Raw genomic sequence first — 23,953 nt, 5'->3', positions numbered from 1 at the left:
TTCAGTAATAAAAAATACCAAATAATAATTAAATTTAATTTTAATATTAAATTTCCATGTACATTATATACGCCATTATACAAAACAAAAAAAGAGCCGAAGCTCTTTTTTAATAATTGTTAACTTTATTTAAACTCTATAAAAACTGAATTTATTTTTTTGTCACATCATTTGGATGTTCCACACCAATCCATGCTTTGAAAAGCGCTTTTTGCTGTGGCGTTGCCTCTTTATCAGCAACTACTTTTTTAGGCTTATCAAAATCTTCTGATAATACTAATGTTAAGCTTTCAAGTGCATCGCGACGAAGATAGTCAACAGTTACTTTGTCGCCTGCCTTAAACGTTTCTAGGCTGGTTTTTAAATCTTTACCTACGTGATGTTTGTTTATAGCGACAATTTTATCATCGGTAGTTAAACCCGCTTTCCACGCACTGCCACCACGGCGTACATAACTTAACGTCAGTAATTCACCCGTGTTTTTAGCGGTAGCATCAATACTTGCAAGTGCTTTTGCTTTTTCAGGACGCTCAAACTTTAAACCTACTTTAGTAAGTAAGTCGTCAAAGTTAATACTTGCAGGCGACTCTACATTTTCTTGCCACCAGCTTGAATAATCACGTCCTGTTAAATCTTTTAAGATATTAAGTACATCTGTATCTGTAAATCCAGCGGGCATTTTATGATTGTTATAAAGTGCTTTGTGTACGTCTCGGTAGCTTATTTTACCTTGGCTTTTTTCTAGTAAGTCGATATCTAAAGCAAGTGAAAGTAACGAGCCCTCAGAATAAATATTGGTGCTGTAGTTACGTGCATGATCGCCACCTTGATTAATCCATTTATCAAAGCTTGTTTCGCTTGCGCTTTGTACTTCACGGCCCGGTGTTTGCAAATGACGATTAATTGTTTTACTCATCACTTTAAAAAATTCATCCGTTGTTTGAATGCCTGAGCGCACTAATAAATGATCTTCAAAATAACTTGTTGAACCCTCTGCAATCCAAAGCAGTTTAGAGTAATTCATATTAGTGTAATCGTATGGCACTAAACCTTGAGGGCGATATGCTTTTACATTCCATGTATGAATAAATTCGTGTGCGGCTGTGCTAATAAAACCTAAGTAATCTTCGCGACTACCAAATCGGTCACGTGGTCGTTGAATAATTGTTGAGTTTAAATGCTCTGTTGCACCACCAGCTCCTGATGTTGCATGCACCATAAATACATAACGCTCATACGGATAGCCATCCCAAATTACATTACCCGTGGCAACTAATTTTTTAAGATCTGTAAGCATTAGCTCTACATCGTAGTTACCATCGCCCCAAACAACTAAGTCGTATTCACGCCCTTCTACTTCAAATGTGTGTAGTTGGTTAATACCCGTTTCGATTGGTGAATCAACAAGTACATCGTAATCGGCAGCTTTAAATGAGTTTTTGCCTTTTAAATTGTCCATACCCGATACAGAACGCCACTTTTTAGGTACGTCTAAATTAACGGTTACAGGCTCTTGTCGAAACGAGTCACTGAACATAAAAAAGCCTGACGCATCTATAAATGCGTGGCTGTCGTCAATGTGGCGAGCACGTTTACCAAGCTCATTTGCATACACTTGGTAGTCAACATTAACTTCTGTAGGTTCATTAAGATGTACACGCCATGTACTGTGATCTATTTTTTCCCATTTTAGTTCTTTGCCATCTTCATCTTTGGCTTTGAAGTAGCGAATGCCATTTGCAAGGTTTAACATTTCGTAGCGACCCGTGCGCCACGCAGGAAGTTTTATATCAAGGTGTGCTTGCGCTGTTTTTGGAAACTCAACACTTACATCACCTAAATGATGCTGTGGTTGCGAGATTTCTAAAGAATAATTTACATCGGCAAATACAGGCGCTGAACATGCAGCTAAAATTGAAAGGGCTAATAACTTTTTCATAGAGACTCTTAGTGGAAACTTAATTGCTTACAAGACTAACAAGCCCCTATTTAAAAGTGAATTAAATACGATAAATGACCCTATATACGAGTTTATAAGTAGTAGCTTATTAAAATTTCTAAGTTTTTTACTAGATAACTACACATAATAAAAATTTGTTGTAAACTGAAGATAATGAAATTAATTTGATGGCGGTATGCTTAGGTGTCACAAAGATCTAACGCAACAGATAAAAAGCTAAAACAAGCAATTGATGCGCGTATGGCTGTTGAGAGCGCTCGTAAACATCAAGTAGATGTTCTATGTGACTTTACAGCTAAACTATCGTTGAGCTGTAAAGGACTAGATATCGAGTTAGATAATCGCCTCGCCAAATTTAGAAGTGCGCTTAATAAAGGCATGAGTTTTGAAAACCTTGCTCCCCTTATTAGTGAAACTTTAGCCCTACTTAAAAACCAAGAATCGATTCAACAAGCTCAGCAACGTAATTTATTCAACAGTGTTCAAAGTGCCGGTAAACAATTACAAAAAACCAAAGGTTTACCTGACGATACTCGTAGAACTCTAAGAAATTTACTCGATCACGAGATTAATAACGTTCATTCAACTCATGGTTACATTCCGCTACTTGATCAACTTATTAGCTTTTATCATGAAGCGTTGCTTACCAAACAAGACCCTCAAGTTGATCAGCAGCGCCCAATAAAACAGGCGCGTGCAAAAAAACTACTTGAGCTCGCTAATGAACTTATACTTGAAGAAGAAGCTACGCTAAAAATTAATAATATAAAAAATAATATTACAGAAAGTGACTCAATAGATACATTACTTGATGTTGCAATTAGTATTATTGATGTAGTGGTAAAAAATATAAGTAAAGAGCGTAAATCCGCGCAAAGCTTTTTAGTTTCATTAAATCAAACCCTCGAAGATCTTCATAACTCTATCGTCTCAACTAGCAAGCACTCTGAGTCTATGGAGGTTGAGTTTGACTCACTTAATAAAAGCATTGAACTAAAAATAAAAAATCTTAATGAGCAAACGCAAAAAGCTACATCAATCTCATCTTTAAAAGAACTCGTAGATAACGAATTAAAATCAATAAGCGAAGATTTTATAGCAAAAGAAAAGTTAGAACGAAAAGACAGAGAAATGCTTAGTGCTAGTTTTAATGAAATAAATACTCGAATTGTTACTTTAGAAGATAAGTTAACAACGTATAAAAAACGCTTAAACGAACAGCGCTTTAAAAGCTTACTAGATGGACTTACAAAACTGCCTAACCGGGCTGCATTTGACGAACGTTACAATCACGAAATGCATTTGTTTAATGTGCAGCCATCAGATGTTACGCTTGCAGTTATTGATGTTGACCACTTTAAATCTATCAATGATAGATTTGGCCACACCGCAGGTGATATTACCTTACAAGTTATATCAAAAGCGTTGCAAAAATCGGTAAGAAAGTCTGATTTTATAGCGCGTTATGGCGGTGAAGAATTTGTACTATTAATGCCAGGTGTGTCGCTAGAAAACGCAACGTTACCCCTGGATAAAGTAAGAAAGGTAATTAAAAATATACCTTTTAAATTTAGAGAAAAACAAATTGAAATCACTATTTCGGTAGGTGCAACTCAATTTAAGAAAGGCGATACCCTATTAAAGGCATTTGATAGAGCTGATGATGCACTTTACGAAGCCAAAAATTCAGGGCGAGATAGACTTTGTACCAGTAAATAATGTCATAGCTATTATAACTTTTATGACAAGTAGTTTTACGATTTAGTAGTAGGAGCACGTCTATGTTAATACAGTTAAACCCAACTGGGGTTTTAGATTTACTGTCGCAATTAGAAGTTGATTTATTAGAGCAATCGTCTGCTAGTGAGCGTTATAAATTATTTAGAAACTGCGTACTTGCAGTGCTCAATGTAGGTAGCCATACCGACAACAGTAACGATATATACGACAAATACAAAGATTTTGATATTCGTTTAGTAAGCCGCGAACGAGGTATTAAAATTGAGCTTGAAAACCCACCCGAAACCGCATTTGTTGATGGCGAAATAATTACAGGTATTCACGAACATATATTTTCTGTTATTCGTGATATTTTGTTTATTTGTCAAAAATACGAAAAAGATTTAAAAGAGCAAAAAGCCATAACCCATATGGTGTTCGATATGCTCAGAAATGCAGGTGCACTGCGTGTTAAAAGCGAGCCTAACATGGTTGTTTGCTGGGGCGGACATTCAATAAACGAGGTTGAATATAAGTACACAAAACAAGTAGGTTACGAACTTGGTTTACGTGGATTAAATATTTGTACCGGTTGTGGTCCTGGTGCCATGAAAGGCCCAATGAAAGGCGCAACTATTGGCCACGCAAAGCAACGTAACACCGATAATCGCTACTTAGGTTTAACAGAGCCAAGCATTATTGCTGCCGAGCCACCAAATCCTATTGTAAACGAACTCGTTATTTTACCTGATATTGAAAAACGCCTTGAAGCTTTTATTAGAACAGCTCACGCAATTATCATTTTTCCTGGTGGCGCAGGTACTGCTGAAGAGTTGTTATATTTATTAGGCATATTGTTGCACCCAGATAATACTAAGCAATGTTTACCTGTTATTTTAACTGGCCCCAAACAAAGCGAGGCGTACTTTAAAGAGCTATGCGAGTTCGTTGAAATGACACTTGGTAAGGAAGCCTTGGATAAGTTTGAAGTAATTATTGATAATCCTGAATTAGTCGGTCAAAAACTAAAGTCATCGATGGCTAATGTTCGTGATTACCGTAAAAGTGAAGGTGATGCCTACTACTTTAACTGGACATTAAAAATAGATAACGACTTTCAACAACCTTTTGCACCAACACATGAAAATATGGCAAGTCTAGATTTACACCTTGATCAGCCTAAACAGCTACTCGCGGCTAATTTGCGTAGAGCTTTCTCTGGTATTGTTGCTGGTAATGTAAAAGACGAAGGCGTTAGAGCCATTAAACTAAACGGTCCATACATTTTAAGTGGCGAACCTGCCCTTATGACAAATATGGATAAATTATTACAGGCATTTGTTCTTCAAGGTCGCATGAAGCTCCCTGGTAGTAAATATGTTCCATGTTACAAAATAAAAGCATGAGTTTTATAGTTTGAAACCCCATTTACTTCTTATTGATGCGCTTAATTTAATTAGGCGCATTTACGCCGTTGACGCAAATCAAAAACATCATAGCGACGAGCAAATGATACAAACGTGCTGTGCACGTGTAGCCCACGCCTGTAAAAAGCTTTTAGATACGAGTAATGCAACCCATGCCATTGCTGTGTTCGATGGTGACAAAAGCTGGCGTTATCATTTTTATAAAGACTACAAACATTCACGCGCGCCAATGCCCCAAGTATTAAAAGATGCTCTATTGCATTTTAAAGCCGCAATTGAAGAAACAGGTATTGTAGTATTTGAGCCTATTAACGATGAAGCTGATGATATTATTGCAACGCTTGCCTTTAAGGCATCAAATAATCAAATAACGAGCACTGTTGTTTCTACTGATAAAGGCTTTTTACCTTATATTGGCCCTTACATTACAGTTTACGATTACTTTAAAAAGCTCTATCTAGATGAGACAAGTATAAAAGAGCGTTTTGGTGTTGAGCAAAATAAACTCGTTGATTTTTGGGCATTAGCGGGCGATAAAACAAATGATATTCCGGGAGTTAAAGGAATAGGTACTAAATCTGCGCAGCAAATAGTTAATAACTATAATTCAATTGAACAAGCAGCCGAAGATGAGTCTCTAAGCCCGAGTATTAAAGCAAAGTTAGCCGCTAATATGGATATGTACGTAATTTCAAAGCACTTGGTTAGTTTACGCACCGATATAAATTTAGGTTTTAGTTTAAAGCAGTTAAGGCTTAATTAGTCGCAAGTTAATAGCCTCTAAACATTACAAAACGTATACTGATATTAGTTACCGGAGTCAGAGTAAGCCATATTGAAAAAATTTATCCGATATTTAATTTTAGGTTTAGGGCTATATGCACTGATAGCTGCATTGGTGATTACCTTTTATAAAGACGATCCTCAAGCTATGATTTGGCAAGACCGAGAGGCTTTCAATAAACGTTACATCGAAAAACTATCACTTGAACAACCAACAACACTAAATAGTGTTCTTGATTACTTAGGCAGCCCCGATCTTACTTATGCCAAACGAGATGGTGAACAAGTATTTCAGATAGTTTTTTATCGTACACAACATAAAACATCTGACGGTATTACCACTATGGATGAATGTACTGGCCTATTATTTAAAAATGGGCAGCTGTTTTTATGGGGCCCGAGTGCATACAATAAATACCAAGAACAAAATTAGGTGAAGGTTTAATGGATGAAGCTGTTTCAACTACCTTAGAGCAGCTGCTTAATAATACGCAGCTGTTTTTAAGCTATTATAACAATAAACAAAAATGGACAGCTCTATATCCAATGGCAAGTAAGCTAGCTGAGCAATATAGAGTGCTCTACAGCAAACAGCCATTCGCATTACAATCCCGATTGACGCTTTATAACCCAAGTTATTCTTATGCAACAAATTTAGTTGTTAGTCAGAGCGTCATAACGGCTGCACTGTGTAAGTCTCAAAATTATAATAGTGCCTTAAGTGAGCTATACATAGTCACTACTCTCATTGAGCATTTATGTGTTGGAGCGCAATTAAACAAGCTTTGCGAGCAAACACCTTTTCAAGATTCCGATAAAAAAATTTGGAAAATGCGTCATCAGTTAGCAGCAAAAGTAATGTTAGCTAGTGGCGATTCAGCCAAACCTGTTACGCAGTTACTAGCTAAATTAAATAAGTATAAACAAGCATTGGTAAGTGCTCCTAAAATAATGCTTTACGATGGAGGCATAACGCTAATTGCTTTAGCAAATATTATTAGCATGAACATTACGAGCAATACGGCTAATAAACATATTAGCTTATATAAAGCACTTACCGATTTGTACATTCGCACACCTAACTTGTTCGCACTGCAATTAATTAAATCACTAATAGCGCATTTAGGGCCATTATTACCGGGAAGCCGCGTTTTATACGCTGAGCAAACCATGATTTATTTAGCAACTGATGCACAACAACGGCATGTTTTAATTAGTACAGCAAATCCAAATAAATTAACTTGGTACAGAGTAAAAGCAACGCTTAACGATAATCCAAAACAATGGCATTGCACTGATAAAACCATTAGCTTTAAAGTATTTAACAGTGAACATGTAAAACCACAAAGTGAGCTTGAGGTTGATAAGGCACAATCTTTACTTGAGCTAATAAGTAATATTAAGTTACAGCACGAATACAGCTATAAAGGATTAAGCCTGCTGATGGCGCCTCACCCTCAGGTAGTTGCTAATTTATGTGAGGCTGTAAAACCATATAATAAAGAACATCAGCCCGCAAAAGACTTAAAACATAGTTTATCTATGGTCGGTTATTATAATGCACCTGCAATAATTCAACGGGTTGTTTTTGAACAATTAGTTAATGTTACCCCACATCCATTGCAAGCCTACGTAACTAACAGATTAAATGGGTTAGTAAAAATAATGGCTTTATTGGTTAGTAAAAATGATCACGACCAGTTTGAGCACATCACTTTACCTTTATACGCTTACGCCCATTTTTTATTAACGCAATGCAGTACACAGCTTTCTCGTAAAACACTGATTGACGACACACCAAATAAAACATTGAGTGCCCCTATATGCTCCTATTTTGGGGTAAATTCAATTAACACCGAACAACTAACACAACAGCTTACTCATTTATTGAGTGATAACCCATGGACTGCAGCACTCTTAGAGGCAGAGCAAACACCTAAAAAGCACTTAACTGATGCCCATAAACTTTGGATTACACTTAAAATTGTTGCTCAAAATGTGTTTAAACCAGAACTTTCGCTAACTCCGTGGCAGCAGCAAACGTTAAATGAACAGCTAAAAATACTCAAGTGGCATAACCAAGCTGATTTTTATCAACAATTAGAATCTCTCGAGTTGTTTAATAGTATTTAGTTTATTAGAAGCTATTTTATGTCTTTATACCCATTATAACTTTCGTGTATACCCAGTATTTTTTGTATAAACTAGCAAAATGGGTAATAAATTGGTATAAATGCGCCCTTAAATTTTCAAGCACGTTCACATAAATGTTCTAACAAGCGGTTACTCTCTCAGAGTAATAATTTATGTGCAAATCAAACTCTTTAAAGGAAAAGTCAATGGCCAAACAAACCATCACAGTGATCAAAGGCGACGGCATCGGTCCGAGCATTATCGACTCAGCACTTGAAATATTAAAAGCCGCAGGTTGCGACTTTGATTATGAATTTGTTGATGCTGGCCTAGCTGCACTTGAAAAAACAGGTGAGTTATTACCGCAAGAAACAGTTGATACAATTGCTAAAAACAAAATCACTCTTAAAGGCCCATTAACTACGCCTGTAGGTGAAGGTTTTACATCTATTAACGTAACACTTCGTAAGCAATTTGGTTTATACGCTAACGTACGTCCAGTTAAATCATTTGTTGGTACTAAAGCACGTTACGACGATATTGATATCATTACTATTCGTGAAAACACGCAAGGTATGTACTCAGGTGCTGGCCAAGTAGTAAGTGAAGACGGTAATGAAGCACAAGCAAAATCGATAATTACGCGTGAAGGCGCAGAAAAAATCGTAACTTTTGCATACGAGCTAGCGGTACGCGAAGGTCGTAAAAAAGTAACTGCAGTTCATAAAGCTAACATTTTAAAATCAACATCTGGTTTGTTTTTAAAAGTAGCACGTGAAGTAGCTGAGCGTTACCCACAAATTGAATCAAATGAAATGATTGTTGATGCAACATGTATGAAGCTGGTAATGACACCTGAAGAGTTTGACGTAATTGTTACGACTAACTTATTTGGTGATATTTTATCTGACCTTTGTGCTGGTTTAGTTGGCGGTTTAGGTATGGCACCTGGTGCTAACATTGGTGAAGATGCAGCAATTTTTGAAGCTGTACATGGTAGTGCACCAGATATTGCTGGCAAAAACCTAGCTAACCCAACATCTGTAATTTTAGCATCTATTCAAATGCTTGAGCATTTAAATATGGGCGATACTGCAGAGCGTATTCGTAGTGCTGTTGCTGATGTAATTAAATCAGGTGACCGTACAACTCGCGATTTAGGTGGCAGCCACGGTACAACTGATTTCACTCAATCAGTAATTGACCGTTTATAATTAATATTTGTTATTGATTTAAATAGCCCGCTAATTTAGCGGGCTTTTTTATGTTTGCTAACTGCGTTTACTACCTAATGTATTTATGCAAGTTAGTATTAAACCTAAATAAACTTAACAGTAGTAATCCTAATAAACCCGCCAGTGATCCGCCACTTGAACCCGAACTACTTTGTTGTTTTTGTACAGTAGCAGATAACTCTTGAGTAAAAGTATCATTGGTTTGAGTATCAGTAACATTCAACGTTACGTTATAAGTCCCGTCAGCTTGATAAGTATGCCTTGGGTTTTGTAAATTTGATAACGCACTGCCATCACCAAAATCCCAACTGTAAGTGTAACTATTAAAGCCGCCGGTTACTTGGGCATTAAATTGTGCGCTTAAATCACTAACTGTAGCGTTTGCGTTTATGCTAAGCGGAACATTAGCAGTTACATCAATCGCTTTTGATTGTTCAGTGCCGTCGTCATCTGTCACTGTAAGCGTTACTTGGTAATCGCCAGAGTACAAATAATTATACGTAAGCGATTGAGTCGCTAAAGTACTTCCATCTCCTAGCTGCCAATTATAAGTATAAGGTGCAACTCCACCTGTAAGCGATACCTCAGCTGTTAAAGTTCCTTGGTTTATTTCATATTCAATTTCACTTACAGTTAATGGTTCAACTAATGTAACTTGTGCTACAGCTACTTGCTGTGAAGTACCATTATCTGCCATAAACTCAACGTTATAAGTGCCATAGTCTTGGTATTCATGAGTAGGCGTTAACTCTGTGCTGGAGCTCCCGTCGTCAAAACTCCACGTAAATTTGTCCGCTGGAGTAAGTGCAAAACCTTCTACACTAAAATTAACGGTTAAACCGTTTTTAGTAAAATTAATTCCCTTAGTAACATCGTAAGTAAGCTCTACTTCTATATCTTCACTGTCTGCTGACTGGCTTATAATACTAAACCCAAAACCAACCTGTGGAAGCACAACACCCGATGGTTTTTGCGCTGCAAAGCTATAATCGGTTTTATCAGTAAACCCGGTGATAGCTGATAAATCATCATCACCTAACGCTGCCCTTTGTTGATATAGGCTAAAAGCAGCATCACGTATTTGAATTGCTGAAGCAGCCGGAGTTTGCGTACTGCCCTTATTTATTGATCGCTGATCGGCATCTACCACTAATGCAAAACCACTGCCTGGATGCTCGGTAGTATTATTATCTGCTTGAGATTCATTGCTGTACCACAATAATAAGCCTGGTGAGTACTGCTCAGCTTGTAAGCTACTGTCAACGCCTGTGTATGAACGCAATTGTAAATAGTAATGTGATGGCGATGCATATGTGTAACTACCAACTTTTTCAAAGCCATTAAACTCAGTGTTAACTTGATCTTGTGCATTATTTTGCCAAATTAAAGTATCACTTTGCTCAATGCGCATATCATCAACAACAAAACCATAATAATGTGTGTTCGCATCTGTTATGTATTCAATTTTTAAATCAATTGTTTGCCCAGCATAAGCTGATAAATCAAACTTATGGGTTAAATAGCCGTTAGGTTGCTTAGCATCACTATTAAGAAATGAATCACCTGAGATATACGGACCAATATCACCGTAGTATGGATTAAGCGCTTGCGTATAATTACTCGCGATTGGCTCGCCATTTACTTTTACTTGAACTAAATCGTAATCGCGCTCAATACTGTAATAAGCAATAAAGCTTAAAGTAAGTGTCTCAGTTGTGCTTGGTAGCGCTATTTTATTAGCTAAGCTGTTGCTAATATTGTCGCCTGTATTTGAATAGTATTGAAAATCGCCTTCTACTGGAGCCCTAAATTTTTCGAGCCTTGGTGGTAGTGCTATTTTTATTTGATTTTGCTGTTGTGAAGTACTCGCAGTATTAATTAATGTTTGCTGTGAGTTAGCCTCTATCTCATCCATATCAAGCGTAAGCTGGTTAACCCAGTTACCCTGGTACCGCTTTTGTAAATATTCAAGCGCATAAGGGCTAAACATAACTGGCTCTGAGCCTCTTGGCGAACCAGCCCAACTTCCTGTCGACATAACTGACCAAGACGCGACAGGCTCACCTACCGTGTTAGATTGTAAGTCGTATTCATCTAATAATCCTAAATCATGCCCAAACTCATGCACAACCACACCAATCCCAGCATCAATAGGGTTAATGGTATAACCAAAGAGCTTAATGTTGCTGCCTGCAATCTCGCTCGGCCCGCTATTTTCATCAAATACATAGTAGCGGTGCGACCAAATAGCATCGGTGCTTAGGTAACCGCCACCCGCTTCTTCGCCAATACTTGAATGAAATACCATTACATGGTCAATAATGCCATTAGGTTCATTAATGATACCGTCGCCATCAATATCATCTAAATCAGTTAAGTCATAATCCGCTAAATTAATATTAAACTTTGCAACTGCTTTCTCCACAGCCTCTTTAATTAAAGCGGGCGCATTTATATCCCGTGTACTGCCTTGGCGCTCACCATATATTTTTGCATTGCTATTAGCGGTTACCCAACCATATACCTGCCCGCTAAAGTTTAAGCTATTTCCCGAAGCCGCTTTATAATAATCAGCAGCCGTTTTTAAGCTTTGTCCATCAGGGCCTGTATAACCTTGAGTATTAAAAAGCATTTGCTGATAGTGCTCAGTTGAATAATCAGCGTAAAACATATCGGTGTCTTGCTCTACAAGTTGATTGTCGTCATGTTTAAGATCAGGAAAATCAATTAAAATACCTAACACTTTTACATCATTAACGCTTTGATCTGGCACTAGCGACGTTGAAAAAGCGACCTGTTGTTTATTTGTATTTGAAAAAACGTTGGAAGAGGATTTAAATAGCCTAAAGCCGTTTTTAATAGAGTGATTGGCAACGTCTTTGTTACTCATATATAACTTAAATGAACTATCTAAGTCACTTGAAGATATTTGGTCTCTTTTTTTAAGCCAATATAAAATACGCTCTTCGTTAGTTATACCAACATCATGCGGACTTAAGTTATTAGCCACCACCATAGGGCTTAATAGCGTAGTTAAAAGCGCAATTAACGTCACTTTTTTCACTGTGTTTTCCTCAAACATAATTATGTAGCAATCATACCTAATAATAGAAATTTAAACATGCGATAAAAACATATAGTTAACATATGCAATTGAAGCTAATGGTTCCTCACACTCTTATATATCTAAAATCGAACTTACGACCTAAAGTGCATAATTTCTGCCAGCAAGCTCAATTAAACACTGATTTTCTGCAGGTTTAAATTAAAAAAAGCCACAAAACGAATTTAAAATGCAAAAAACAACTTTCAAGGTTGACATAAAGGTTCAAAACCCTTAAAAATAAACCTATACAAAATCTTTAATTTAAAAGCAGTGTTTTGCTAAGTAGAGTAAAAACTATGAACACACACATTAATCTTTTAGTCGTACTCGTACTGGTCTTAGTTATAAGCCCAGCGGGGATGTATTAAAAGGTGATACTGCTTTTTAAAAACCCTCGCACTACGCGGGGGTTTTTTTATGCATAAAAAAGCGCACAGAGGAATGAGGATGAGCAAACAAGAATATAATGGTTCTGAACTAGTAGTTCAGGCATTAAAAGAGTTAAAGGTAAAATACATATTTGGCTATCCCGGTGGTTCGGTTTTAGACTTGTATGATGCACTTTTTCAGCAAAATGACATTGAACATATATTAGTACGTCACGAGCAAGCTGCAACACATATGGCTGATGGCTATGCCCGCGCTACTGGAGACGTTGGTGTTGTACTTGCAACCTCTGGCCCTGGCGCTACAAACTGTATTACAGGTATTGCAACGGCCTACATGGATTCAATTCCTATGGTTGTGTTATCAGGCCAAGTGCCTACAAATTTGATTGGCGACGACGCATTCCAAGAAACCGACATTGTGGGTTGTTCTCGCCCTGTAGTTAAACACAGTTTTAACTGTAGAAGTGCTAAAGACATCCCTACAATCTTAGCTAAAGCTTTTTATATTGCTAGCACTGGTCGCCCAGGTCCTGTCGTTGTTGAGCTTCCAAAAGATATGCTTAACCCTGCTATTAAGTTTGAATACGAATTTCCTAAAACTACCGAGCTGAGAACGTACAGCCCTAATACTAAAGGGCACTCAAAACAAATTCGCAAAGCCGTAACAGCGATTTTAGAGGCCAAAAAACTGGTTATCTACTCTGGTGGTGGTATTGTTATTTCAAATACATCAGAGCAATTAACGCATTTAGTTGAATCATTAAATGCCCCCATTACAAATACACTAATGGGATTGGGTGGTATTTCAGGTGTGCATCCAAACTTTGTAGGTATGTTAGGCATGCACGGCACGCTTGAGGCAAACAAAGCAATGGCTAACGCCGATGTGATTTTAGCGCTTGGTGCCCGATTTGATGACAGGGTAACTAATAATGTTCAAAAGTTTTGCCCTAATGCCACAATTGTTCATGTTGATGTTGACCCAACTTCAATTTCTAAAACAATTAAAGCACACATACCAGTTGTAGGTTGTTTAGCAACCGTACTTGAACAACTACAAGCGGGTATTGATAAAAGCCCAATTAAAATAGACCGCAGCGCGCAAGAAGATTGGTGGCGACAAATTATCAGCTGGCGCGAACAAAAGTGCTTAAGCTACAACACTGATGGCGACAAAATTAAACCACAAGCTGTAATTGAAGCGGTGTATAAAGCCACTAATGGCGATGCTTACGTAAGCTCTGACGTTGGTCAGCATCAAATGTTTGCAGCGCAATATTATCCATTTAAGCATCCTCGTCAATGGATCAACTCAGGCGGCTTAGGCACCATGGGCTTTGGTTTACCTGCTGCAATGGGCGTAAAGCTAGCCTTTCCTGATAAAGAGTCTGTGTGTATTACGGGTGATGGCTCTATTCAAATGAATATTCAAGAACTATCAACCTGTTTACAGTACAACCTAGCGGTAAAAGTTGTATCACTTAATAACCGCTCTTTAGGTATGGTACGCCAATGGCAAGACATGGTTTACGGTGGACGTCATTCATCATCTTACATGGATTCACTACCTGATTTTGTTAAGTTAGTTGAAAGCTACGGCCATGTAGGCATACAAGTAAACACACTAGATGAGTTACAACCTGCTATCGATAAAGCAATGTCAATTAACGACCGATTAGTCTTTTTAGATATAAACGTTGATGAAAAAGAACATGTATACCCAATGCAAATTAAGTTAGGCGGCATTGATGAGATGTGGTTACGTAAAGGAGTAAAAGCATAATGCGTCGTATTTTATCTATTTTATTAGAAAACGAACCAGGTGCCCTATCACGTATTGTTGGGCTTTTTTCACAACGTGCATATAACATCGACAGCCTAACTGTGGGCACAACAGACGATCAATCATTGTCGCGTATTACCATTACCACTATGGGTGATGACAGAGTTGTAGAGCAAATTACAAAGCAGGTTAACAAACTAGTCGACGTGCTTAAAATTATCGATTTAACAGAAATGAGTCACATTGAACGTGAGCTATTGCTTGTTAAGGTATTTGCTCAAGACGAGACGACTCGTGCAGCGGTTACGCGAGTAGTTGATGTGTTCCAAGGTGCTATTTTAGATATGGGCCGACAAAGCTATAGTCTACAATTAGTGAGCAGTACAGACAAAATAGAGTCGTTTTTAGACACTCTTCGTCATGAAACCGATATTATTGAAGTTGTACGTTCTGGCGCTGTTGGCATTGGTCGAGGCGATAAAGCCTTAAAAGCATAAATTTATAATATAAAGGCATCAATTGATGTCTTTATTAAACATAAAAAAAAAAGAGCTAATTAGCTCTTTTTTTAATTTAATTCGTTAAACCTATTAAGGGTTTACTTGGTCTTTAAGACCTTTACCTGCTTTAAAGCTTGGGATAGTTGCCGCTGCGATTTGGATCTCAGCACCCGTTTGTGGGTTACGGCCAGTGCGAGCTGCACGTTCTTTTACTGAGAAAGTACCAAAACCAACTAATGCTACTGAATCACCTTCTTTTAAAGAAGAAGTTACAGCACCTGTAAACGCGTCAAGAGCACGAGTAGCAGCGGCTTTAGAGATTTCTGCATCAGTAGCAATTTTTTCAACTAATTGAGCTTTATTCATTGTTAGATTCCTATTCGTTATTATTTTGCCTTCGCAAAACCTATCTTTATGCATTTTTAAAGAGTTAGCAACAGCAAATTGCATTTTTTGCTTAAATTCTTAAAAAATGAGTAAAATTTAAATAATTCTCTGTAAAATACAGCGTGTTGGGTTAACAAAGACTTAATTTGAGTACAATTTTGGCGCAAGTTAAGCAACTGGGTAAATAAGCTATATTTTTTCGATCACTAAGGTCACTTCCCCGACCTCGACTCCAAACTTAACAATAGATGTGCGGTTTATCAAGCGCGATTGTGTAACCAGGTACATCCAATCATCAAAATTTACTTTTAAAGTACTGCCATCGTATGGAAGCTCTACATCGTAATTCCAATGAAATACGCTGCCATCACTTCTACCTTTTGCAGTACCTATAACATCATCTGCCACACCCGTTAAACTATTGTCTTCGTTTAACGTTATTTTCCAAATACGCTTTTGAGTTTCGCCATCGTCATAAACAAAGTCTTCTTCAATAACACCCTGGTTACCATCCCAGTTCGCATTCATATCTACGACAAGCTTGCGGGTCAATTCACCCTTAAAGTCTTGTACAACACCGTAGGCTTTCAAATTTCCACTAAAAAATGTTTTAAAGTCAAAGTTTGGCGATGTATTTTTATAATGCTCTACATTTGGTGCCGAACAGCTTATCAGCAACAAAGCAGATAAGCATACAAGAGCTGTTTTAAACGCGTTAAATACATTCATATTAATTCCCTAATAGTTGCTTTCGTAGTTTCGGCTCAGAGGTTTTTTCATCCAGCCAAATGGCTAAAAAATCACTCGAAAATTGAGGTTCATTTATTTCGCCAATTTTTTCATCATTATGATAAAAAGTACTCATACCCTGCTCATTTGTGACTAACGTTAGCGAATCACCTTGTCTAATATCAGGCCAAATAGACAATAATTTACTGTCGTATTTGTCTGCTAGCTCTTTTTTTCCAATATGCTCCCACTGCTCATTTGTTGCTTTTACGATTTCTTTAGCTTCAAAGTCACGTAAATAGGTAAGTTTAAATTTAATAGGATGCGTTCCTGCGCTGTAATTACCTGAAGAGGTAAATAAAACCGCGTCATATACATCCCAAAATAAATACTCCATTCGTGCTTCGCCTACTTTGTTAAACTGTGTGTTAGCTAAAACAATTGAAGTTGTAAGCAAATAAAAAGTAACTGCCTTTAGTAAAAATTTCAAAATAAGCTCCCTTGTGTCAATGAGTAATGTTACGAAATGGGAATTGTGGGCGATCAGCGATTGATGAATAACTTGATTTTTTGGTTTATAAAAACAATAACAGTAAACACTGTAGACCAGAGCGCACCGTAAACGAGCCAAAACTGCCATAAAGGTAAACCTAAACTTATTACTTCAAAGCGTGCTCCAGCCCAATAACTTGCTGGCGCAAAAGCCATGCATACTAAAAAGGCCTGCCAAAGCTTTAATTTACTCAAAAAAACCATAGAAGTATTTAAAGAAAGTAATAACGCAGCCCATAAAAAGACGAGCCATAGAGGGAAGGGATAAACTTTAAATTCTAACAAGCCTAACTTTACTGCTATAAATTCTAATAATAGTGCTAAAGGTAGGGCTTTAATAAGAAGTAAGGTGTCTTGTTTTTTTTGTTTTGACAACCAAAACATCAAAACAATAATCAATCCGCTAAAAAGTAGCGAATCAGCTTCAAGCAGCAAGGATAAAAACCACACTGCTTGAAATAAAACAAAATTAGTAACCGAGCGCAATATCATCGTTATCGCTAACAAAACGTGGTTTACGCGCCATTAAATGCACCGTACTTGTTGCTCTGGCTCTAAACGCGCCTTCGCAATAAGCAAAATAGAACAACCATAAACGATAAAAACGTTCATCAAATTTTGAGCGGTCCAAATCAGGCCAGCTTTTTATAAAACGGCTTCGCCAATCAGCTAATGTTCTTGCGTAGTGTGCACCAATATCATTTACAGTATGAATTACCATATCGGTGTTATTTTTAATTTGCTCACTCATTTCGTTAAGTGATGGCAAACATCCGCCTGGAAAAATATACTGCTGGATAAAGTCAGAGTTTTTTAAGTAATGCTTATAACGCTGATCGCCAATAGTTATAGCTTGTATGAGCATGGCACCGTCATCTTTTAACAATTCACCACATTGGGTAAAAAAGCTAGGTAAGTACTCATGGCCCACCGCTTCTATCATTTCGATAGAAACAAGCTTGTCGTACTTTCCTTTCAATTGCCTGTAATCAAGCTTAAGTAATGTAATTTTACTTTCAAGACCAAGCTCTGAAATTTTATTAGCGACATAATCATGTTGCTCATCAGATATGGTTGTTGTTGTTACATGGCAATCGTAATGTGTGGCTGCGTATATAGCAAAAGCCCCCCACCCTGTACCAATTTCAATTACTGAATCATTTTTTTGAAGCTCAACTTGCTCACAAATGCGTTTAAGCTTGTATTGTTGAGCCTCTTCAAGTGTCGCTTCTTTTGCAGGATATACAGCACTTGAGTAAAGCATTTCTTTACTCAAAAATGATTCGTACAGATCATTACCTAAATCATAATGAGCAACGATGTTTTTCTTAGAACCCGATTCAGAATTTTTGTTTTTTATATGATTAAACCGATGTGCGATATTACTAAAAAATGCGAATTTCTTTTCAAACTCATCAAGTTGCTTCTCATTTATAGCAAATATCTCAATGAAAGAGGTTAAATTGTCACAAGACCAATGCCCCAAAATATACGCTTCACCAGCGCCAACGCTACCAGATAATGCAAATGCCTTATACATAGCTTTATCGTTTACTATAATTGTTGCTTTTAGAACTGAAGATGAGTCACCAAAAACTGTACGCTCATTTGCGTCAATTAAAATTATTTGGCCTGTTTCAATTGACGAAAAGGCTTTAATTACTAATTTTTTATATATGTTAGTTAACCAGTTTGTGCTTTGTTCGCAATTTAAGCTCGACACTTTATCCATTGAAATACCTATTAATTGTCCTGACTATCTATGTGCTTTATGGCTTGCCTGAGTGACCTAAAAAAGGAACTCGTTTTATAAACAACTTTAACGCTTGATAATAAATACCTTTGAAAATAGACCATGTCATGGCCGGAAAACGTTTAAATAACTTATTAACTTCTTCTTTAGTAAGTTCTTTACGTTTTAAGCGAAGTGTAGCATCAAATAATAGCTCTTCATTTCGCTTATTTTCAATGTGTATCAATGTTTTATCAAGCGATTGCTTAACATGCCAATGATAGTTCATATCTAGATTCATGAAAGGTGATACGGAAAAAACCTTTTTAAAGTTCACTTTTTTTTCTAAAGGTACTAAATAATAATGACGTTCGTTCCACGGTGTATTACTTACTTCAGCAATCATGTATTTAAAACGGGTGTCGTTATGACCAAAAAAGTAAAAATTAACAGGACTAAAATACAAACCAAAACAACGAAGTTGCCCAAGCATGTAAATATGAGTAAAGGTTTCAGTAATACCTAAATTGGCAAGTTGTTCGTGTGCACGCTCAATAAGAGGACGTTTAGCAAGCTGTGAGGTGCCTTTAAGATAATCAGCTTCATTAAACTTTAACGCCTTTAAGCCTGACGTACCTATGTGTTTATGCACACCATTTAGTTGTTGAGGATTATTTAAATCTACCCACATCATATACAAAGGGTAACTAAAGCGATGTTCTTTAACAGCAAAACGGCGATGTTTAACATCGCCTAAATACACTGCACTAGTCAAATTCGACCCCAAGTTGCTTGGCTACATCTACACCACTGTGTACGCCATCTTCATGAAAGCCATTGTACCAATAAGCACCACAAAAATAACTATTATTATGCCCATCAATACTGTGTTTAAGTTTTTGAGCCGCAATAGACTCTTGGTTAAATACAGGGTGGTGATAAGTAAACTCGCGCAAAATTTTACTTTGGCTTATTCCTTCAAGATGGTTAAGCGTTACACAGAACTGTGTATCTGATTGTATACCTTGCAAAATATTCATTTGGTAAGTTACAACAGCGGCTTTATCCGTGTTGTTATTAAGTAGGTAGTTCCAGCTTGCCCATGCCGCTTTTCTATCTGGCAAAAGGTTTGTATCGGTGTGCAACACCACTGAGTTCTCAGTGTAAGCTATTGCACCCAATACTGACTTTTCTTGCTCAGTAGCATCACCCAGTAGTGCAAGCGCCTGATCTGAATGACAAGCAAATATTACTTTATCAAATTTACTTTGCTCACCATTGGCAAACTCTATTGTTACTTCATCATTTTGACGCTTAACTGATTTAATATTTGTATTGAGGTTAATTTTGTCGGCAAAGCCTCTGATCAGCGGCTTAATGTACTGACGAGAGCCTCCTGGTACTACATACCACTGTGGTCTATTGGTTACATCTAAAAGCCCATGATTAAAGAAAAACTTAACAAAAAACTCAACGCCTACGTTTTCCATTTCTTTAATACTGGTAGACCAAATAGCCGCGCCCATAGGAAGAATATAATGGTATTTAAAAAAGTCATTAAACTGGTTATCGTTAAGCAATTGCCCTAGTGATTGATCAGACTGGTAATCACCTTTTTCATGCATTGCTTTGCACAGTTTGTTAAACCTAACAATGTCGTACAATAATCGCCAAAATTTAGGTCTAAAAATATTACGACGCTGTGCAAATAAGCTTGTAAACGTATGTCCATTGTATTCAAAACCAGTGGCTTCGTTATGCACACTAAAGCTCATCTGGGTTGTTTGTTTATCAATACCAATGCGCGAAAGTAACTTTTCAAAATATGGGTAAGTTCGGTCATTAAATACAATAAAGCCAGTGTCTATTGCGTATTTGATGCCACACACATCAACATCAACCGTTGCTGTGTGGCCACCTATGTAATCATTTTTTTCAAATACGGTTACATCGTAATGTTTGTGAAGCAAATGCCCACATGTTAAACCAGATACACCAGTTCCTATTATTGCTATTTTTTTCAACGGGCTAATCCTTTTGCGATTTTAAGCCAAATCGGCAGTGGTAAAATGCGTAAAGCTTTTAATATAAGTGTAAAACGATAAGGGAAATGAACGTCTTTGCGGCGTTTTTGAATACCCTTAATCATGTAGTCAGCTGCTTTTTCAGCAGTAACGGCCATAGGCATCGGGAAATCATTTTTATTAGTAAGTGGCGTTTTTACAAACCCGGGATGAACTAAAGTCACATCAACATCATTTAAATCAACCGCTAAGCTTTTTGCTAAGTAACTTACACCCGCTTTTGATGCGCCATAAGCTTCTGAACGAGGTAGCGCAAGGTAAGTAACACTTGAGCTGACCAAAACAAGTTGGCCACCTGGATTTATTTTAGGAAGTAACGCCTCAAGGCAATACCCCATAGAAAGTAAGTTAACGTTTATTACACGCTCAAACAACGCGCTATCAAAGTTGCGCGCATCATCTATATATTCACAATTACCAGCGTTTAAAATAACACGGTCAAAATGAGGAAAGCCAATAGTAGACTCTTTTATATCTTGCAGGTTAGTTGCATCAAATTTACATGCTTGGATATTGTCGTATTTAGCAAGCTCGGCGAGCTTATCACTATTACGGCCGCAAGCTATAACAGTGTCTCCTAGCTGTGCATATTTAATTGCTAGCTGCTCGCCAATACCTGATGTAGCACCCGTTATAAGTGTGATCATAATTAACCTGCTCTTTTATCAATTAGCTTTATAACGCTACCAAGTAAAGGAATGTGTTTGTATAACAACTCGCCCACATTAAAGTAGTCTCTGTGCTTAATAATTTTGCCATCTTTAAAAATAAGCTTGCTATGACCGTCTACCGAGATAGTTTTACCTGATGAGAGCTTTGGATGTGCATAATGCATAGTCCAATAAATAAAAGCATTGTTACCGCTATTAAACGAATCACTAATATCAAACTGGCAATGCTTAACATTGCTGTATAAGTTAGCAAAGTATCTGCGCAATTCTACAATGCCGTTAATTTCATGCATCGGGTCTATAAACTGTATGTTGTCACAGTAAATATCACTCAATAAATCAAGATTAGTGCTATCAAGCTGTTGGTATATTTCAACAAATTTATCTACTGGTAACTGGTTATCCATATCACACCTTAAATGCAGCAAGTGCACGTTCTCGTGCCGCTTTATGATCAACTATTGCTGGCCAGTAACATTCCTTATCTTTGCCTGTTGCGGCTAAATAAGTGTGTGGAAAATGAATGTGTTTATCTGGCACGTTTTCAAGCTCTGGCAAATACTTACGGATAAACTTGCCCGTTGGATCAAAGCGCTCGCTTTGTCTGATAGGATTAAAAACTCTAAAATAAGGCTGAGCATCACAGCCCGTACTTGCAGCCCACTGCCAACCACCATTATTTGAGGCTAAATCGCCATCAATTAAGTGCTGCATGAAAAAGCGTTCACCTTCACGCCAGTCTATTAATAAATGCTTAGTTAAAAAGCTTGCAACAACCATTCGTAAACGATTATGCATCCAACCGGTTTGCTTAAGTTGTAGCATTGCTGCATCCACTAATGGGTAACCTGTACGCCCTTCGCACCATGCTTTAAAATCGCTTTCGCTTTTACGCCACACTACAGCATTATACTTTTCGTTAAAGTTATCGCCGCGCGAAAGCTTCGGAAATTCAGCAACTAAATGTCTGTAAAATTCGCGCCAAACAAGCTCGTTAATCCACGTAAACGTTTTACTTTTCGATGTAGTTAAAATATCAGGATAACGCTGCTGAATATTAATAAGCAGTTGCTTTGTGCTTACAATACCTAGTGCTAAATACGGGCTTAAACCCGATGTGCCTTTTACACTGGGAATATCACGCTGGTCGTCGTAACTTGTCAGTTTATCGCATATAAAATTATCAACTACGGTAGAGAGTGTTTCGTCGTCAACCGGCCACTTATCTGAGCACCCATCACTTTTTAGTAAATCACTCTCGTCAAACTCAATAGGGTCAGAAGTTAAAGGCCATTGTGGCAAGCTAAAGTGTGTATCTTGATACTGCTTTAACCATGCACGTTTAAATGGAGTAAACACTTTATACATTTCATTACTTTGATTTTTGACAGAGCCTGCAGGCGCAATTAAATCACCTTCGTACAAAGTAAAAGTAATAGAAAGCTCATCGCATTCATGCAAAATTGCTTTATCGCGGTTTACTTCATTAAGCTCATATTCTGTATTAGCAATTACGTGTTTTACATCGTTTGCTTTACAAAAGTTAATAAGCTCGCGCGTACAATCACAAAAGCTAGGCGCTTCAATAATATGTAAAGTAATACCGTAATCAGCAAGTTGTGATTGAAGATAAGTAACTCGGCGCTTGAGTAAGTCAATCTGAATAGGCGCAGCTTGGTGTTGTTGCCACTGCTTTTCAGACACAAAAAAAATGGCGTGTTTAGCGCCATTATTTAGCGCTTGAATTAACGCTTCATTAGAAAAAAGGCGCAAATCGCGCCTAAACCAAAATAATGTATCCATTAAATACCAAATCGTAATTTTAAATCGTGAGGGTATGGGTTAAAAAACACTTGTTTTTCAAGGTACTCATTCGGATGAACTTTCAAATGATGTTTTAACAAGGTAAGTGGTACATACAATGGCACCAATCCTTCGCGGTATTCGTCTATGGCATCACGAAGTTCTTGTTTTTCAACCTTCGATAAATCATTTTTAAAGTAGCCTTGTAAATGCATTAGGGTGTTGCAATTATTTCTGCGAGAAGCTGGCTTTTTCAGACCCGTCATCAAACCTAAAATATATTCATCCGCAACTGCATTTATGTCGTCACCTACGAACGTTCCAAGCAGATTACCCAAATCACGATAAGCTTGGTAATTATGAGCCATCAACAAGTACTTATACTGAGAATGAAATTGAGTAAGCTTGTGAACAGTTAGTGGTTCTTGTACCAACTTTTGCCAATTTTTAAATACGTAAATTCTCATTACAAAGTTTTCACGTAAATGCATGTCATTTAAGCGACCGTTTTCTTCACATGGCAATAATGGGTTGTGCTTCATTATTTGCTCAGCAAAAAAACCAATGCCTTCAGAGGTATTACCCGTGCCTGCTTCGTTGTATATTTTAATGCGCTCCATGCCGCAGCTTGGACTTTTTGCGCAAAATACAAACCCGCTCAACTCTTTAGCTTGTTCTGTTGCAACTTTTTTACCATACTCGGTAAGTTGTTGACCTACATCTCCAGTGCCATCTGGGCGACATACTTTAATAGTATCGCCAACTTTAACTTGGCGAATAGTTGGACGAGGTATTGGTAAACCTACCGCTACCTCCGGACAAAACCGTGTATATTCAACGTGTTTACCTAACTCATCCATACAGAAGTTTGACTTTTTATGACCTGTGTCAAATCTAACTTTTTCGCCTGCTAAGCAGGCGCTTATACCTATTTTTATTATATCTGTGTGCATAAATTCT

21 protein-coding genes are annotated in these 23,953 nt (G+C 37.4%); 8 read left to right on the top strand and 13 right to left on the bottom strand.

The genetic code is table 11. The features are described from left to right. Positions 1–151 precede the first annotated feature (151 nt). Positions 152–1,939, bottom strand: coding sequence for a M61 family metallopeptidase (locus H5115_RS00320; RefSeq protein ID WP_182753005.1), 1,788 nt, complete (start codon positions 1,937–1,939; stop codon positions 152–154). Between the two features lie 204 nt (positions 1,940–2,143). Between H5115_RS00320 and H5115_RS00315 the strand changes: the two genes are divergently transcribed. From H5115_RS00315 to H5115_RS00290, 6 genes are all read left to right on the top strand, one after another. Further along, positions 2,144–3,679 carry a GGDEF domain-containing protein gene (locus H5115_RS00315; RefSeq protein WP_182753004.1) on the top strand — a complete coding sequence of 512 codons (1,536 nt, stop codon included), beginning with the start codon at positions 2,144–2,146 and terminating at the stop codon, positions 3,677–3,679. A gap of 62 nt (positions 3,680–3,741) precedes the next feature. Next, complete coding sequence (gene ppnN / locus H5115_RS00310) at positions 3,742–5,085, top strand: nucleotide 5'-monophosphate nucleosidase PpnN (protein WP_182753002.1); 1,344 nt, start codon at positions 3,742–3,744, stop codon at positions 5,083–5,085. Positions 5,086–5,095: 10 nt separating this feature from the next. Next, positions 5,096–5,869, top strand: coding sequence for a flap endonuclease Xni (gene xni / locus H5115_RS00305; protein ID WP_024596930.1), 774 nt, complete (start codon positions 5,096–5,098; stop codon positions 5,867–5,869). 69 nt (positions 5,870–5,938) lie between these two features. Continuing rightward, positions 5,939–6,322 (top strand): DUF3192 domain-containing protein, encoded by a 384-nt coding sequence (locus H5115_RS00300; protein ID WP_024596929.1) that lies wholly within the window; start codon positions 5,939–5,941, stop codon positions 6,320–6,322. 11 nt (positions 6,323–6,333) lie between these two features. Beyond that, entirely contained in the window at positions 6,334–8,022 is a 1,689-nt protein-coding gene (locus tag H5115_RS00295; RefSeq protein ID WP_182753000.1) for a hypothetical protein, read from the top strand. 206 nt (positions 8,023–8,228) lie between these two features. Beyond that, a complete protein-coding gene (locus H5115_RS00290; RefSeq protein WP_002960311.1) occupies positions 8,229–9,236 on the top strand; it encodes an isocitrate dehydrogenase in 1,008 nt (335 codons plus the stop codon). A 70-nt stretch (positions 9,237–9,306) separates the two neighbouring features. Here the strand turns inward: H5115_RS00290 and H5115_RS00285 are convergent, their stop codons facing one another. Then, positions 9,307–12,321 (bottom strand): immune inhibitor A domain-containing protein, encoded by a 3,015-nt coding sequence (locus tag H5115_RS00285; RefSeq protein ID WP_182752998.1) that lies wholly within the window; start codon positions 12,319–12,321, stop codon positions 9,307–9,309. Positions 12,322–12,810: 489 nt separating this feature from the next. Here H5115_RS00285 and H5115_RS00280 point away from each other — a divergent pair, with 489 nt between their 5' ends. After that, positions 12,811–14,535: an acetolactate synthase 3 large subunit gene (locus H5115_RS00280; RefSeq protein ID WP_182752996.1), complete on the top strand. Its 1,725-nt coding sequence runs from the start codon at positions 12,811–12,813 to the stop codon at positions 14,533–14,535. Then, the gene (gene ilvN / locus H5115_RS00275) at positions 14,535–15,032 is read left to right on the top strand and encodes an acetolactate synthase small subunit (protein WP_002960314.1); all 498 of its coding nucleotides are present in this window, start codon (positions 14,535–14,537) and stop codon (positions 15,030–15,032) included. Before H5115_RS00280 ends, ilvN begins: the two co-directional genes overlap by 1 nt. Before the next feature lie 93 nt (positions 15,033–15,125). On the opposite strand, the gene H5115_RS00270 is transcribed toward ilvN, so the two are convergent. The 11 genes from H5115_RS00270 to H5115_RS00220 all read right to left on the bottom strand — a co-directional run bounded on the left by H5115_RS00270 (position 15,126) and on the right by H5115_RS00220 (position 23,946). Continuing rightward, positions 15,126–15,401, bottom strand: coding sequence for an HU family DNA-binding protein (locus tag H5115_RS00270; protein WP_002962474.1), 276 nt, complete (start codon positions 15,399–15,401; stop codon positions 15,126–15,128). A gap of 210 nt (positions 15,402–15,611) precedes the next feature. Continuing rightward, positions 15,612–16,151, bottom strand: a complete 540-nt coding sequence (locus H5115_RS00265) for a DUF3833 domain-containing protein (RefSeq protein WP_024596925.1) — start codon at positions 16,149–16,151, stop codon at positions 15,612–15,614. Position 16,152: 1 nt separating this feature from the next. Continuing rightward, positions 16,153–16,641: a chalcone isomerase family protein gene (locus H5115_RS00260; RefSeq protein WP_165724281.1), complete on the bottom strand. Its 489-nt coding sequence runs from the start codon at positions 16,639–16,641 to the stop codon at positions 16,153–16,155. A gap of 53 nt (positions 16,642–16,694) precedes the next feature. Next, positions 16,695–17,195: a DUF2878 domain-containing protein gene (locus H5115_RS00255; protein WP_182752994.1), complete on the bottom strand. Its 501-nt coding sequence runs from the start codon at positions 17,193–17,195 to the stop codon at positions 16,695–16,697. Then, positions 17,173–18,435: a cyclopropane-fatty-acyl-phospholipid synthase family protein gene (locus H5115_RS00250; RefSeq protein WP_182752992.1), complete on the bottom strand. Its 1,263-nt coding sequence runs from the start codon at positions 18,433–18,435 to the stop codon at positions 17,173–17,175. Before H5115_RS00250 ends, H5115_RS00255 begins: the two co-directional genes overlap by 23 nt. Positions 18,436–18,472: 37 nt before the next feature. Then, complete coding sequence (locus H5115_RS00245; RefSeq protein WP_182752990.1) at positions 18,473–19,210, bottom strand: DUF1365 domain-containing protein; 738 nt, start codon at positions 19,208–19,210, stop codon at positions 18,473–18,475. Beyond that, positions 19,203–20,459 carry an NAD(P)/FAD-dependent oxidoreductase gene (locus H5115_RS00240; protein WP_182752988.1) on the bottom strand — a complete coding sequence of 419 codons (1,257 nt, stop codon included), beginning with the start codon at positions 20,457–20,459 and terminating at the stop codon, positions 19,203–19,205. Before H5115_RS00240 ends, H5115_RS00245 begins: the two co-directional genes overlap by 8 nt. After that, on the bottom strand, positions 20,456–21,166 hold the full coding sequence (locus H5115_RS00235) for an SDR family NAD(P)-dependent oxidoreductase (protein ID WP_002962466.1): 711 nt from the start codon (positions 21,164–21,166) through the stop codon (positions 20,456–20,458). The genes H5115_RS00240 and H5115_RS00235 overlap by 4 nt, the downstream gene beginning before the upstream one ends. 2 nt (positions 21,167–21,168) lie before the next feature. Further along, positions 21,169–21,597: a nuclear transport factor 2 family protein gene (locus H5115_RS00230; protein ID WP_002962464.1), complete on the bottom strand. Its 429-nt coding sequence runs from the start codon at positions 21,595–21,597 to the stop codon at positions 21,169–21,171. A 1-nt stretch (position 21,598) separates the two neighbouring features. Continuing rightward, a complete protein-coding gene (gene phrB, locus H5115_RS00225) occupies positions 21,599–22,993 on the bottom strand; it encodes a deoxyribodipyrimidine photo-lyase (protein ID WP_182752986.1) in 1,395 nt (464 codons plus the stop codon). After that, the gene (locus H5115_RS00220; protein ID WP_002962461.1) at positions 22,993–23,946 is read right to left on the bottom strand and encodes a DUF523 and DUF1722 domain-containing protein; all 954 of its coding nucleotides are present in this window, start codon (positions 23,944–23,946) and stop codon (positions 22,993–22,995) included. The genes phrB and H5115_RS00220 overlap by 1 nt, the downstream gene beginning before the upstream one ends. Between the last annotated feature and the right edge of the window lie 7 nt (positions 23,947–23,953).

Source organism: Pseudoalteromonas sp. SR44-2, assembly GCF_014163745.1.
Classification (GTDB): Bacteria; Pseudomonadota; Gammaproteobacteria; order Enterobacterales; family Alteromonadaceae; genus Pseudoalteromonas; species Pseudoalteromonas distincta.
This window is presented reverse-complemented; position numbering and strand designations above follow the sequence as displayed.

What these genes read in the sequence shown, in the direction of transcription:
- H5115_RS00265 (WP_024596925.1), bottom strand. Translation starts at nt 16,151, where the DNA reads ATGAATGTATTTAACGCGTTTAAAACAGCTCTTGTATGCTTATCTGCT.
- H5115_RS00290 (WP_002960311.1), top strand. Translation starts at nt 8,229, where the DNA reads ATGGCCAAACAAACCATCACAGTGATCAAAGGCGACGGCATCGGTCCG.
- H5115_RS00250 (WP_182752992.1), bottom strand. Translation starts at nt 18,435, where the DNA reads ATGGATAAAGTGTCGAGCTTAAATTGCGAACAAAGCACAAACTGGTTA.
- H5115_RS00220 (WP_002962461.1), bottom strand. Translation starts at nt 23,946, where the DNA reads ATGCACACAGATATAATAAAAATAGGTATAAGCGCCTGCTTAGCAGGC.
- phrB (WP_182752986.1), bottom strand. Translation starts at nt 22,993, where the DNA reads ATGGATACATTATTTTGGTTTAGGCGCGATTTGCGCCTTTTTTCTAAT.
- ppnN (WP_182753002.1), top strand. Translation starts at nt 3,742, where the DNA reads ATGTTAATACAGTTAAACCCAACTGGGGTTTTAGATTTACTGTCGCAA.
- H5115_RS00280 (WP_182752996.1), top strand. Translation starts at nt 12,811, where the DNA reads ATGAGCAAACAAGAATATAATGGTTCTGAACTAGTAGTTCAGGCATTA.
- H5115_RS00235 (WP_002962466.1), bottom strand. Translation starts at nt 21,166, where the DNA reads ATGATCACACTTATAACGGGTGCTACATCAGGTATTGGCGAGCAGCTA.
- H5115_RS00270 (WP_002962474.1), bottom strand. Translation starts at nt 15,401, where the DNA reads ATGAATAAAGCTCAATTAGTTGAAAAAATTGCTACTGATGCAGAAATC.
- H5115_RS00230 (WP_002962464.1), bottom strand. Translation starts at nt 21,597, where the DNA reads ATGGATAACCAGTTACCAGTAGATAAATTTGTTGAAATATACCAACAG.
- H5115_RS00295 (WP_182753000.1), top strand. Translation starts at nt 6,334, where the DNA reads ATGGATGAAGCTGTTTCAACTACCTTAGAGCAGCTGCTTAATAATACG.
- H5115_RS00255 (WP_182752994.1), bottom strand. Translation starts at nt 17,195, where the DNA reads ATGATATTGCGCTCGGTTACTAATTTTGTTTTATTTCAAGCAGTGTGG.
- H5115_RS00320 (WP_182753005.1), bottom strand. Translation starts at nt 1,939, where the DNA reads ATGAAAAAGTTATTAGCCCTTTCAATTTTAGCTGCATGTTCAGCGCCT.
- ilvN (WP_002960314.1), top strand. Translation starts at nt 14,535, where the DNA reads ATGCGTCGTATTTTATCTATTTTATTAGAAAACGAACCAGGTGCCCTA.